Annotated in this window: 14 protein-coding genes; 12 read left to right on the top strand and 2 right to left on the bottom strand. The window is 43.5% G+C overall.

Going from position 1 to position 12,884, the window contains the following annotated elements; genetic code table 11:
* The first annotated feature begins 57 nt into the window (after positions 1-57).
* Both RBH91_RS19780 and RBH91_RS19775 read left to right on the top strand, forming a co-directional pair.
* Positions 58-1,122, top strand: coding sequence for a glycosyltransferase family 4 protein (locus RBH91_RS19780; RefSeq protein ID WP_076761142.1), 1,065 nt, complete (start codon positions 58-60; stop codon positions 1,120-1,122).
* A gap of 127 nt (positions 1,123-1,249) precedes the next feature.
* Complete coding sequence (locus RBH91_RS19775; protein ID WP_307892648.1) at positions 1,250-2,548, top strand: Kelch repeat-containing protein; 1,299 nt, start codon at positions 1,250-1,252, stop codon at positions 2,546-2,548.
* A gap of 67 nt (positions 2,549-2,615) precedes the next feature.
* Here RBH91_RS19775 and RBH91_RS19770 read toward each other — a convergent pair whose 3' ends face one another.
* Positions 2,616-3,695 carry an LCP family protein gene (locus RBH91_RS19770; RefSeq protein WP_307892647.1) on the bottom strand — a complete coding sequence of 360 codons (1,080 nt, stop codon included), beginning with the start codon at positions 3,693-3,695 and terminating at the stop codon, positions 2,616-2,618.
* Positions 3,696-3,709: 14 nt separating this feature from the next.
* A complete protein-coding gene (locus RBH91_RS19765) occupies positions 3,710-4,348 on the bottom strand; it encodes a YigZ family protein (RefSeq protein WP_307892646.1) in 639 nt (212 codons plus the stop codon).
* Between the two features lie 223 nt (positions 4,349-4,571).
* Here RBH91_RS19765 and RBH91_RS19760 point away from each other — a divergent pair, with 223 nt between their 5' ends.
* From RBH91_RS19760 to flgK, 10 genes are all read left to right on the top strand, one after another.
* On the top strand, positions 4,572-5,729 hold the full coding sequence (locus RBH91_RS19760; RefSeq protein ID WP_076761138.1) for a two-component sensor histidine kinase DegS: 1,158 nt from the start codon (positions 4,572-4,574) through the stop codon (positions 5,727-5,729).
* Positions 5,730-5,810: 81 nt separating this feature from the next.
* Positions 5,811-6,500, top strand: a complete 690-nt coding sequence (degU, locus tag RBH91_RS19755) for a two-component system response regulator DegU (RefSeq protein ID WP_003185730.1) — start codon at positions 5,811-5,813, stop codon at positions 6,498-6,500.
* 118 nt (positions 6,501-6,618) lie between these two features.
* Positions 6,619-7,461, top strand: coding sequence for a DegV family protein (locus RBH91_RS19750; RefSeq protein ID WP_307892645.1), 843 nt, complete (start codon positions 6,619-6,621; stop codon positions 7,459-7,461).
* A 133-nt stretch (positions 7,462-7,594) separates the two neighbouring features.
* Positions 7,595-8,983 carry an ATP-dependent helicase ComFA gene (locus tag RBH91_RS19745; RefSeq protein WP_307894799.1) on the top strand — a complete coding sequence of 463 codons (1,389 nt, stop codon included), beginning with the start codon at positions 7,595-7,597 and terminating at the stop codon, positions 8,981-8,983.
* 57 nt (positions 8,984-9,040) lie between these two features.
* Positions 9,041-9,310, top strand: a complete 270-nt coding sequence (locus tag RBH91_RS19740; RefSeq protein WP_076761135.1) for a late competence protein ComFB — start codon at positions 9,041-9,043, stop codon at positions 9,308-9,310.
* Positions 9,282-10,016 (top strand): ComF family protein, encoded by a 735-nt coding sequence (locus RBH91_RS19735; protein ID WP_307892644.1) that lies wholly within the window; start codon positions 9,282-9,284, stop codon positions 10,014-10,016. Before RBH91_RS19740 ends, RBH91_RS19735 begins: the two co-directional genes overlap by 29 nt.
* A gap of 58 nt (positions 10,017-10,074) precedes the next feature.
* On the top strand, positions 10,075-10,494 hold the full coding sequence (locus RBH91_RS19730; RefSeq protein ID WP_076761133.1) for a TIGR03826 family flagellar region protein: 420 nt from the start codon (positions 10,075-10,077) through the stop codon (positions 10,492-10,494).
* Between the two features lie 79 nt (positions 10,495-10,573).
* A complete protein-coding gene (gene flgM, locus RBH91_RS19725; RefSeq protein ID WP_076761132.1) occupies positions 10,574-10,840 on the top strand; it encodes a flagellar biosynthesis anti-sigma factor FlgM in 267 nt (88 codons plus the stop codon).
* Between the two features lie 14 nt (positions 10,841-10,854).
* Positions 10,855-11,337, top strand: coding sequence for a flagellar protein FlgN (locus RBH91_RS19720; RefSeq protein ID WP_404802520.1), 483 nt, complete (start codon positions 10,855-10,857; stop codon positions 11,335-11,337).
* Positions 11,338-11,352: 15 nt separating this feature from the next.
* On the top strand, positions 11,353-12,876 hold the full coding sequence (gene flgK / locus RBH91_RS19715; RefSeq protein WP_307892642.1) for a flagellar hook-associated protein FlgK: 1,524 nt from the start codon (positions 11,353-11,355) through the stop codon (positions 12,874-12,876).
* Positions 12,877-12,884 lie beyond the last annotated feature (8 nt).

The following is a 12,884-nucleotide window of genomic DNA, read 5'->3' as shown; positions in this document are numbered from 1 at the left end:
GAAAAGTATGACCTATCTTTTATAAGACTAGACATCATTTAAAAAGGAGACTTCTTTATGTCTTATGAACGCACGATTATTGCGTTTTTTGTCTCTCTAATTACAGTTTTAATCATCACTCCGCTTGTTAAACGATTAGCAGTTAAAACCGGGGTCGTCGATCAGCCCGATAATCGAAAAATACATGATAAAGTGATGCCGCGAATGGGCGGTTTAGCCATATTTATAGGAGTATTGGCCGGATCATTGGCCGGCGGCGTATATGAAAACAGAATAACCGCTATTACGCTCGGCGCCTTTATGATCGTTATTTTAGGCATTATAGATGATAAACATAATTTAAGCGCAAAAGTCAAATTTATTGTTCAAGTATTAGTGGCTTGCATGATTGTCAGCACCGGCCTGAAAATGGAGTTTTTGTCGATTCCGTTTTGGGAGCTGCGCTTTGATTTAGGCTGGCTTGCATATCCTTTGACGATTTTATGGATCGTTGGGATGACGAACGCCATCAACCTCATCGACGGATTGGACGGCCTTGCTGCCGGCATATCGGTAATCGGCCTTTCGACAATTGCCGTCATGGCTTTTTCTGCCGACAAAATTTTAATTTTTTCATTATCCTTAGTCGTCATCGGAAGCACGCTGGGCTTTCTTTTCTATAATTTCCACCCGGCGAAAATTTTCATGGGAGACACGGGATCTCTTTTTCTCGGTTATGTCATCTCCGTCCTGTCGCTTTTAGGACTGTATAAAAGCGTGACGCTCTTCAGCGTTGTTATCCCGATCATCATTTTAGGAGTGCCGATCTTTGACACGACCTTTGCGATTATTCGGCGAATTTTGAACAAGCAGCCGATTTCAGCCCCGGATAAATCACATATCCATCACAGGCTGATGGCCTTCGGACTGTCCCACAGAAAAGCCGTTATCGTCATTTATTTAATCGGCGTCGTATTCAGCCTGAGCGCCATTCTTCTGAAAACGGCGACACTCTGGATGTCGATTTTCATCATCTTCGGATTGATCCTGTTCATGCAGATCATCGCCGAGGTGACCGGCCTTGTCAATGAACAATACAAGCCGTTTACGAAGTTTTACAGGCGTATGGTGAAGAGGAATTGAGAAAAGACCTGATTTCGTTCATTTTGAAATCAGGTTTTTTGTCGTTTAAATGGAAGCCAATGTTAAATGTCTGTCAGATTAGACGATAAAGGAAAGGGTGAAATATTTTATATAAGGAGTGTTTTTTGTGAAAAAGCTGTTCTTTATGTTTGTAATTCTGTTTTCAGCTGTTTTGTCGCCGTTTGGAAGTGCGTCAGCAGAGGAAAACAGCGGGAAGAACTGGGTAAGCAAAGCGGATTTACCGGAGGCCAGAAGTGCCGCGGCTACTGCTGTTGTTGATGGGAAGATTTATGTGATTGGCGGATTTGGATCGAAAAGAGTAGCGACAAATACAACATTTGTTTATGATCCTAAAACAAATGAGTGGACGCAAAAGGCGGATATTCCCACTCAAAGAGCTGGGGCTGCAGTGGCGGTAGTTGATGAAAAAATTTATGTAATTGGTGGAACTACTACAAATGGAGCGAGAAAAGATAATTCACAAAAGGTTGAAATCTATGATCCCAAAAAGGACACTTGGGAAACGGGCCCTGATGTTCCTATAAAAAGCTATGATTATCTAGTCTCTGCAGCTGTAGTAGATGATACAATTCATTTATTTATTGAAAAAACAGGTATTCAACTCGGACACTTTGCATATAATGAAAACACAAAACAATGGGAAAAGAAGAATGATAAAATTAATTACTATAAGGGAGCTGCTGTCGCGTCTGTAGATGGTAAAATATATATTATGGGTGGCGGCAAAATAGATAACTTTCATAATTTGATTTATGAATATGATTCTAAGTCAGATAGTTGGAATAAGAAAGGTAAATTAAAATTTCGCACTACTAATATATTTGCTGCAGCAGTCGTTGGGAAAAAAATCTACCTTGGTGGGGGAGCTTCTACATTATGGGATGTTACTGCAAGAGTCCAGGTGTATGATCCTGCAACTGATACAGTTGACGAAATTCCTAGTCTGCAGTATGAACGGTCTGGGGCTTCGACAGTAGCTGTTGGGAATGATTTGTACGTCATAGGCGGAAGCAGCCAGGTAAACTTTATAAACCGAATATTAAAGTCTGTCGAAATGTTTTCTTTGGATGATGCAAATAATCCAGACACCGGTACAACACCGGGCGATGATAACGATTCAAGCAATGGCGAAAACCCGGGCAACACAGATGACAAAGATCAGTCAGAAGAAGGAGACGCACTGCTTGTCATCACCATGGTAAACGGCCTTCAGAAGGAATACCAGCTTTCCATGAAAGAAGTGAATGCTTTCTTGAAATGGTACAAGCAAAGAGATGCAGGCGAGGGCCCGGGTTTTTATGAAATTGATGAACACGACAACAATAAAGGACCGTTTGAGAGCAAAAAGGATTATGTCGTTTTTAAGAATATTTTGATGTTTGAAGTCAATAAATATAAAGAATAATGTTGAACGTAAAAAACCTCTTGAAAACTGTTATCAGTTTTCAAGAGGTTTTATCAATTTCTATCAATTAATAAGAAGACACAGAAGCATCTGCAGAACCATCCGTCCCATCGGCGGTTGTGTCTGAGCTGTCGGACGATGAATTGCTTGAATCAGCGGTTGAATCCGGGTAGAGATGATGGGTCAGTTCGCTTTGAACGTTCGCAAGGTTTTGTTCATCCGGTTCAAAATAGTACACATTGGCAAGCGTAAGGTCTTGTCCAGTAATACTTAATGTTTCAATATCATTGCCTTCAAAGCCGCTGTATATTTGCTGAAGAGCCAGCGCCTGTGTAATTCTAAAATTCGTTTCAATATTCTTGCTCGCTTTTTGGGCGATCGTATCGATTTTGGCAAGGTTTTGCGGCTGGAAAACTTGGTCGAGCGCCGCTTTTAGAATTTGCTTCTGCCTGTCGTTTCTCCCGAAGTCTCCTCGTTTATCCTGCTTTCTCATTCTGGCGTAGGCCAATGCTTCCTCGCCATTTAAATGCATATTGCCTTTTTTGAAGTAGATTCGCTTCGTTTTGGAAACATCGCTTTTTTCATCAAAGTCAAACGGCACATCAACATCGATTCCCCCGATTTCGTCGATCACGTCTTTGAAACCGTCAAAATCGACCGTTGCATAATAGTCGATCGGGATGCCTAAGAAATCCTCAACCGTTTCAATTGTTTCTTCTTTGCCGCCTTTGGCATAGGCCGCATTGATTTTTGTTTTTGTACCGGTTGTGTCACCGGACAGGTGAACTCTTGTATCCCTTGGAATACTGAGCATTTTCATCGTTTTTTGCTTCGGATCAAGCGTGACGACAATCAGGGAATCCGCTCGTCCGTGCTCCCCGTTCGTCGAATAATCCTCCACTCCCATAAAAAGAATAGAAAAAGGCTTTTTCTTAATATCGACGACTTCATCGCGGAGCTTTGATTTTTCTCCCCGTTCCAACTCTTCATAAGTGCCGTCAGCAGCAGAGATCGTGTTGAAAATCTTATATACGCCCACTCCGCCAACCACGAGAAGTGCGAGCAGCATAAGGACAATCAATCGTTTGACCAGCTTCTTTTTTTTACTCTTCTTTTTCCGCACTCTCACTTTTATACGCTCAGCCATATGATAATTCTCCTTTAATTATTAAAAGCTTCTTCCAAATAGACCTGAATGCCTTCCCTATTCTCACTCTTGCCATTAGTTAATTCGGTTATCCACTCAGTAAATACTTGTTTTTCATTTTCTTTTACATAAGTTTCGAATTCAACTTCGTCGGCATAGTGTACTTCTTTTATTTGATAAGGGGACTCCCGAAGCTCGTTTTCCAGCTTCCCGATCCATGTGTAGCCGACCGTGGTGTGCATCACCCGCATCAGTTTGCGTTCGACGATTCCGACATTGTTCAGGCCTTCTGATACAGATTTTCCGTAAGCACGTATCAAACCTCCGGCGCCGAGTTTAATTCCGCCGAAGTATCGCGTAACAACGGCGCATGTATCCTTCAAATTGCGTTTTTTTAATACTTCAAGCATCGGAACTCCCGCTGTTCCGCTCGGTTCACCGTCATCGTTTGCTTTTTGAATTTGATCGTTTTCTCCTATGACGTAAGCCGAACAATTATGAGTGGCATTCCAATGTTGCTTTTTTATGTCATGAATAAAATTTTGCGCTTCTTCTTCAGTACTGACGCGGCTCAGATGACAAATGAACCGGGATTTTTCAATCGCGATTTCATGCGTCCCTTTCCCGGAAACTGTGAGATAGCTTTGCAGCATGCCCGTTTACCTCCTGACAAGCCATGAGGCTGTTCATAAAAAACGAACAGACTTAGAATTTTGACGCGTATTTTGTTATGATGAAATAGATAAGGATGGAAAACCATAAAAAAACCAAAAAAAACAGAATACGCGCATTCTTTCATTATAATTCGACACGAATTTCAGTTCAATGAAAATTATGATAAAACTACATGACAATGCTGTTACGGAGGGAAAATGGGTGAGTGTTTCCAAAATGGACTCCAAAGTCTTAGATTCAATCATTATGAAGATGTTAAAAACGGTCGACGGGAGCAAGGATGAAGTCTTTCAAATCGGCGAACAATCCCGTCAGCAATATGAAGGCTTGGTAGAAGAGCTGAAACAGATTAAGCAGCAGGTCAACGAAGTCATCGATCTCGGAGACAGGCTGGAGGTGCATGCCCGGCATGCGCGAAACCGTTTGTCAGAGGTCAGCCGAAACTTTCATAAATTCAGTGAAGAAGAGATTCGCGAAGCTTATGAAAAAGCGCACAAACTGCAAGTGGAGCTGACGATGATTCAGCAGCGGGAAAAACAGCTGAGAGAAAAGCGGGATGATTTAGAGCGGCGCCTTTTAGGCCTTCAGGAAATCATTGAGCGTTCCGAAGGGCTTGTCAGCCAGATTACCGTCGTCTTAAACTATTTAAATCAAGATCTTCGTCAGGTAGGCGTTCTCTTGGAAGATGCGCAGGCCAAACAGGATTTCGGTTTGCGGATTATTGAAGCGCAGGAGGAAGAAAGAAAAAGAGTCTCGCGCGAAATACACGACGGGCCTGCGCAAATGCTGGCCAATGTCATGATGAGGTCGGAATTGATTGAGCGCATCTTCAGGGACAAAGGGACAGAAGAAGGATTTCAGGAAATCAGAAACCTCCGCCAAAACGTTCGCAATGCCCTCTATGAAGTCAGACGGATTATTTATGATTTAAGGCCGATGGCATTGGATGATTTAGGACTGATTCCGACGCTCAGAAAATATCTGAATACGATCGAAGATTATCATGGGAAAGCTAAAATTCATTTCCAATGCATCGGTGAATCTGAAGAAAGACGAATAGCGCCGAGATTTGAGGTCGCTCTTTTCCGGCTTGCCCAAGAAGCGGTCACAAATGCTCTGAAACATTCCGAATCAGATGAGATTCATGTTAAAGTAGAAGTGACAAAAGATTTTGTTACATTGATCATCAAAGACAATGGAACCGGCTTTGATTTAAAAGAAGTGAAAGGGAAGAAAAACAAATCTTTTGGTCTGTTGGGTATGAAAGAGAGAGTCGATTTGCTCGAAGGTTCAATGACAATAGATTCGAAAATAGGTCTCGGGACATTTATTTTGATCAAAGTTCCGCTTTCTTTGTGAACATAACTGTAAAATAGAGACAAAAGACATATTGACCATAAAAGCGGCGTATAGAACAATGATAATGGGGAGGCGTAGCTTGTGACTAAAGTAAATATTGTAATTATTGACGATCATCAGTTATTCCGTGAAGGTGTAAAACGGATTTTGGACTTCGAACCTACCTTTGAGGTAGTAGCTGAAGGAGACGACGGTGATGAAGCGGCTCGCATTGTCGAGCACTACCATCCTGATGTTGTGATCATGGATATTAATATGCCGAATGTAAACGGAGTAGAAGCGACAAAACAGCTGGTCGATCTGTACCCGGAATCAAAGGTTATTATTTTGTCCATTCATGACGACGAAAACTATGTAACACATGCATTAAAAACAGGTGCCCGCGGTTATCTGCTGAAAGAAATGGACGCTGATACACTGATAGAAGCTGTAAAAGTAGTGGCTGAAGGCGGATCTTACCTTCATCCTAAGGTAACGCATAATCTTGTCAACGAATTTCGCCGTCTGGCAACGAGCGGTGTTTCATCACACGCTCAGCATGAAGTGTATCCGGAAATTCGCAGACCTCTGCACATTCTCACGAGACGGGAATGCGAGGTTTTACAGATGCTTGCAGACGGAAAGAGCAATCGCGGCATCGGCGAATCATTATTTATCAGTGAAAAAACGGTTAAAAACCATGTCAGCAACATCTTGCAAAAAATGAATGTGAACGACAGAACTCAAGCGGTCGTTGTGGCCATTAAAAATGGCTGGGTAGAAATGAGATAGTAGTGGACTTGCCATCAGGCAGGTCTTTTCTTTTTTTGAAAATCAAACTTTTTAATGAAAAGCGGCTGCTTTTCTTTTAAAATAGAAAAGAGTATCTTTCATAAGGAAGGTTTATTTCATGAAAACAGCAGTAGTAACAGACAGTACAGCTTATATACCAAAAGAACTGCGGGACCGCTACCATATTCATATGATACCGCTTAACGTTATTTTTGGAGAGGCTTCGTACAAGGAAGAGATTGATATGAGCTGGAAGGACTATTACAAAGAAGTAAAAGCTCATGAAAGTCTCCCGACGACTTCTCAGCCGGCGTACGGCGAATTGATCTCACTATATGAAAAGCTGGGCGAAACATATGACGCGGTCATCAGCATCCATCTATCAAGCGGGATCAGCGGAACGTTTAACAGCGCCGTATCAGCAAATGGCATGCTTGATGAAATCAAAGTATATCCGTTTGATTCAGAAATCAGCTGCATGGCCCAGGGCTTCTACGCGATCGAAGCGGCTGAGATGGCGGAAAAAGGCACAGCCCCTGAAGAGATCCTCAGCCATTTGGAGCATATGAAAACTTCAATGAGGGCTTATTTTATGGTTGACGACCTCTCGCACCTGCAAAGAGGAGGACGGCTGAGCGGCGCCCAGGCTTTTGTCGGAAGCCTTTTAAAAGTAAAACCGATTTTGCATTTTGAGAACAAGCTGATCGTTCCCTTTGAAAAAATCCGAACGAGAAAAAAAGCGTTAAACCGCCTGTATGAGCTTTTTGGCGAGGATGCAGAAAAAGGCAAACCGCTGAGAGCCGTTGTGATTCACGCCAATCGCGATGAAGAAGCCGATCAGATCATAGAAGAACTGTCAAAGCAATATCCTCATGTCGAATTTTACAAAAGCTATTTCGGTCCTGTGATCGGGACCCACCTTGGTGAAGGGGCGATGGGCATCGCCTGGTATATCGTATAAAAGCCAGTCTCCGTTTTAAAAACGGGGATTTTTTCTTTTTCGATCGTTTTAAAGAGGTTATTTTTCGATTTTGCCAATTTTACAAGAAAACGTGGATGATAGATACTGAATCATAGATTGGAGGTGATCCCAAATCGAACACCCGGCATCCTCTTATTCCCGCGAATTGCAATCCCGTTTGGAGGTGCGCCATCTTCTGAAAAGTGAGCTGCCTTTTCCTGAACGTGTTATTGATTGGCATATCCAAAACGATCTGATAAAAGCCGAGGAATCGATCAAAAAAACGAAAAGAGGCTTTATTTGCTTGAGATGCGGTCAGCGCGAACGATCATTTTTCGCCCGATATCCTTGTTATAGGTGCAATAAAAATTGCGTGTACTGCCGATCTTGCGTGATGATGGGCAGGGTGAGCGAATGTACGCCTCTTTTGACTTGGAATGGGAATGGCCGGCATGGATGTGCGCCCGTTCAAATGGAATGGAAAGGCGAGCTGTCGGCTGGTCAGGAAAAAGCGGCCAGGTCTATTGTAGAAGCCATACGCAAAAAAGAGGAGCTTTTGATCTGGGCAGTTTGCGGTTCAGGCAAAACAGAGCTTCTGTTTCAAGGGATCGAATTCGCTCTGAACAAAGGCTTGAGAGTATGTATCGCCACTCCGAGAACAGATGTGGTTCTCGAACTTGCTCCGAGGTTTCATCAAGCTTTTCAAAGTGTGCAAATTGCTGCTTTGTTCGGAGGGAGTACAGACAATGGAATCCTTTCGCCACTTGTCATTTCAACCACTCATCAGCTGCTCCGGTATAAAGAAGCATTTGACGTGATCATCATTGATGAAGTCGACGCTTTTCCATACGCTATTGATCAAACACTGCAATACGCCGTGAAAAAATCGCGGAAACCGCAGAGCACCCGTATCTACTTAACAGCCACCCCGTCAGAACAAATGAAGCGGAACGCAGATAACGGAAGGCTGCGGACCATTCAGATTCCTGCCAGATACCATCGGAGGCCATTGCCTGAGCCGGCATTTAAATGGTGCGGAAACTGGAAGCGGTATCTCAGCAGAGAAATACTGCCCTTCTCCGTTAAGAGATGGCTTTTCAAACATAAAGAACTGAAGCAGCCGGTTTTTTTATTTGTGCCCTCAATTCCAGCGCTTAAATCGGCTGTCAGCCTGCTGAAAAAAGGTCAATTTCAGGCCGAAGGCGTTCATGCTGATGACCCTGACAGAAATGAAAAAGTGAACTCGTTTAGAGAAGAAAAGCTTGATGTTTTAGTGGCGACAACCATTTTGGAAAGAGGGGTCACGGTTAAAAAAGCTCAGGTAGGCGTACTGGGTGCGGAGTCAGCGGTCTTCACCGAGAGCGCGCTTGTCCAAATGGCCGGCAGAGCGGGCAGACACCCGCATTTTACAGAAGGAGACGTCTGTTTTTTTCACTTCGGCAAAACCGCAAGCATGAATGCGGCCCGACGCCATATTCGAAATATGAATAAATTGGCTAAAAAGGAAAAATTGATTGACTAGTCCAATAATCATGGTACAGTATACTCATAATATGAAAAATTGAGGAGCGGTGCCGAAATGCTAGTCAATGCGAAAGAAGCTGTTATGGAAGAATTATTTGATCAGTATATTGATCAGCTGCACATGAGCTGCATGTGCAAAAGGTGCAAAGAAGATGTGCTCGCACTTGCTTTAAATGCAGTTAAACCGCAATATGTTACAGATGAGTCGAAGCTGACTTACATTAAAGCAGAGCTTGTAGACAAACAAAAAAATACATCCATGCTTGTCACCCTGGCTGAAGCCGCCAGAAAGGTGAATGATAACCCGCATTGCGAAAACAAATAGAAAGGAAGAGCATAACCTGAATTGTTTAATCTGTGAAGCGCCTCTTTCACATTCTCTTTCATGGCATGCCTTGTTCTTTTTGCATGCGGAAGAAAAAATATGCGGAGAATGTAAAGAGAGCTTTATCGAGATCAAAGGAACTGTATGCCGTAAATGCGGCAGGCCGCAAGACAATGAAAAGCTGTGCAGGGACTGTTTCAAATGGGAAGCTGATGCGAAAACGCGCTCGCTTCTTCAGCAAAACCGCTCCGTATACCTTTACAACTCTTTTATGAAAGAAACGCTCTCCCGGTTTAAGTTCAGAGGCGATGCCGCACTTGTCTCCGCTTTTGCTCCCTCATTTATCCGCACCTTCCAAAAACACTTCCGCCAAACCCGCTTCGCTTTAGTACCGATTCCCCTAAGCGAAGAACGCAAAATCGAAAGAGGCTTCAATCAGGCAGAGCGGCTTGCTTCATTATTAAAAAGGCCTGTTCTTCACCCGTTGATCAGAACGGAAAATGAAAAACAATCCAAAAAAAGCAGAGCAGAACGTTTGAAGCAGAAAACGGTCTTTAAAACAGACAAAGGATCTGTGAAAGGCCTGAGCGTCTTACTGATTGATGACTTGTATACAACAGGCGCGACACTCCACCATGCAGCGAGGTGTCTGAAGGTTGACGGAGAAGCAGATTTGGTATCATCTTACACATTAATTCGAAGCTAAATCATTTCTTTTCCCTGCCGATATAAAAAATAGAATTTAAGGATAGGGGTCAAAGTTTATGAATCAATTGGCGAATTGTCCAAGATGTAATGCATTGTTTATGAAAAGCAGTTTTCAAACCGTTTGCCATTCATGCCTCAAAGAAGAAGAACGTTCATTTGAAAAGGTTTATAAATTTCTTAAGAAACAGGAAAACCGCCAGTCTACAATGATACAAATTGTAGAAAAAACTGAAGTTGAGGAAGAGCTGATTCTGAAATTTATCAGACAGAAACGAATCCAGATCTCTAATTTTCCGAATCTCGGCTATCCGTGTGAAAGATGCGGCACCCTCATTCGGGAAGGCCGGTATTGCAAGTCGTGTGATGAGGATTTAGCATCGCAGATGAGTCAATTAGACCAATTGGAGCAGCTTGAAAAAGAGAGGAAGAATAGTTCAAAAGGCACGTACTATACCTTTCAGCCTAAAAATGATTGATTTCCTAAACTAACTTGAAGCTCAGACGATAAAATGAGTATGATCATAGATAACTATGACGGAAAGTGAGAGGAATCCCATGAAGATCAATCAATATGGAACACAATCTGTTCATCCTTATCATAAATCCTTTGAAAAACAAACGGTCACTTCACAGGCAGCAGCCCAGCAGGAAGATAAAGTTGAAATTTCTGCAAAGGCAAAAGAGCTGCAAAAAGGCCCTGATTTAATGAAGGAGCGCCAGGAAAAAATTGCTCAGCTTAAAGCAGCCGTAGAAAACGGTGCGTACCAAATAGACGGAAAAGGCATAGCTGAAAAAATGGTCAATTTTTATAAGCAGCAGTAAGGAAGGAGGAAGACATTTCAGTGAAACGGGTGATTGAAGAGCTGGAGCGCTTATGCGTCCTGCATGAGCATCTGCTGGCGCTTTCCGAACAAAAAACGGAGGCGCTGAAGACAAATGAAATAAAGGCACTTTCAGAAATCGTGACGAAAGAACAAAAGTATGTGCAGGCGATTGAACAAACGGAGCAGTCCCGCATTGAAGCAACCGAGGCTTGCCTCGGCCGTTCAGGTGTCACCATCAGCACATGTATCAACGAGGCTGGGGGCAGTGAAAAAAAGACGCTCGAACAGCTGTTCGCTAAGCTCTCGCAGCTTCTCATCCGTTTAAAAGATGTGAACGACTTGAATAAGCAGCTGACGTTTCAGTCGCTTCAATTCATCTCGCTCACATTTGATATGCTTCTTCCGAAAGAAGGCGGTACGAACTATGAAAAAGAGCCGCGGCCGAACCAATTGGGAGGATCAAAACGGCTTTCTTTATTCGACTCAAAAGCATAGAACGGAGTGAAAAAGATGACAAATCCAACTTTTTTAGGGCTGGAAATCGCCAAAAGAGGATTGTCCGCACAGCAATCAGCTTTAAGCGTCACGTCAAACAACATCTCAAACGCCAACACGGAAGGCTATACAAGGCAGCGTGTCACATTTGAATCGACAACGCCTTATCCGACGGTATCAAGAAATTCTATCGGACTTGCGGGACAGATGGGGACAGGCGTCGAGGTCGGATCTGTTGAGCGAATCAGGGACAGCTTTCTCGACTATCAATACCGGACGCAGAACACAAAGGGCGGTTATTACAATGCGAAAGTCGATGCTTTTCATCAAATGGAAGGTATTATGAATGAGCTGAATGGCAGCGGCTTGAACAGCGTTCTCAACTCATTTTGGAATTCGATTCAGGAATTAACGAACAATGCACATGAACCAAGCGCGCGGTCGGTTGTCGCCCAAAAAGGAAAGGCGGTCGCCGAGACGTTTAATCAATTGCATGAATCATTGACAACCGTCCAGACCAATTTGGGGGATCAGATTGAACAGGACGTCATGTCGATTAATTCTGTGCTTTCACAGCTGAACAGTGTGAACGACCAAATTGCTAAGGTCGAGCCGAACGGCTATTTGCCGAATGATTTGTATGATAAGCGGGATATGCTGCTTGATCAGCTGTCTTCAATGGTCAATATTAAAGTCAGCTACGATAAATCAGGCGGCAATTCGCTGGCGACGGCTCAAGGAATTGCTTCCGTCGAAATTCTTGACAGCAATGGCCAGTCACTCGGCAAGATTCTTGACGGACCAAATTTCTCAACTGCGGATGTGAAAGTCAACTACGACAATGACACTGATCTTGTGACAAGCGTTTCAATCGGCGGCACGGACATCGGCATAGATTCATTTACCAGCAAAGGTTCTTTGCTGGGATTAATCGAGTCTTACGGCTACATGTCCAATGGCGAAGAGAAGGGTACATATCCTGAAATGCTTGCCAACCTTGACGAAATGGCCCTCGCTTTCGCCAAAGAATTCAACGCAGTCCATCAAAATGGAGTTACCTATTCCGGCGATCCGGGAGGAGAGTTCTTTGAGTTTACCGGCGGAGAGGCTGAGCCTGCCAAAGGAGCAGCCGCAAAAATCAAAGTGGCCGATGATATCATGGAATCGAAAGGGGAAAATATCGCCGCATCGCTGAACGGTGAGACGAGTGACAACTCAAATGCGACAAACCTGGCGGCGGTCTTTACGAAAAAGTTTCAAATCGGTGAAAAAACAACGACTGTTTTAGACTATTATGCGGGCATCATCGGGGAAATGGGCGTGCAGTCACAGGAAGTAAACCGGCTGGCCAAAAATACAGAAACACTTCTCAATACAGCTGAATTGAACCGGCAGTCGGTGAGCGCGGTTTCGCTGGATGAAGAGATGTCGAACATGATCCAATTTCAGCACGCTTATAATGCAGCGGCGCGAATGATCACACTGCAGGACGAAATCCTTGATAAGATTATTAACGGCATGGGTGTCGTAGGAAGGTAGGTAAAGAG

The organism is Bacillus swezeyi (assembly GCF_030908325.1).
Lineage (GTDB): Bacteria > Bacillota > Bacilli > Bacillales > Bacillaceae > Bacillus > Bacillus swezeyi.
This window is presented reverse-complemented; position numbering and strand designations above follow the sequence as displayed.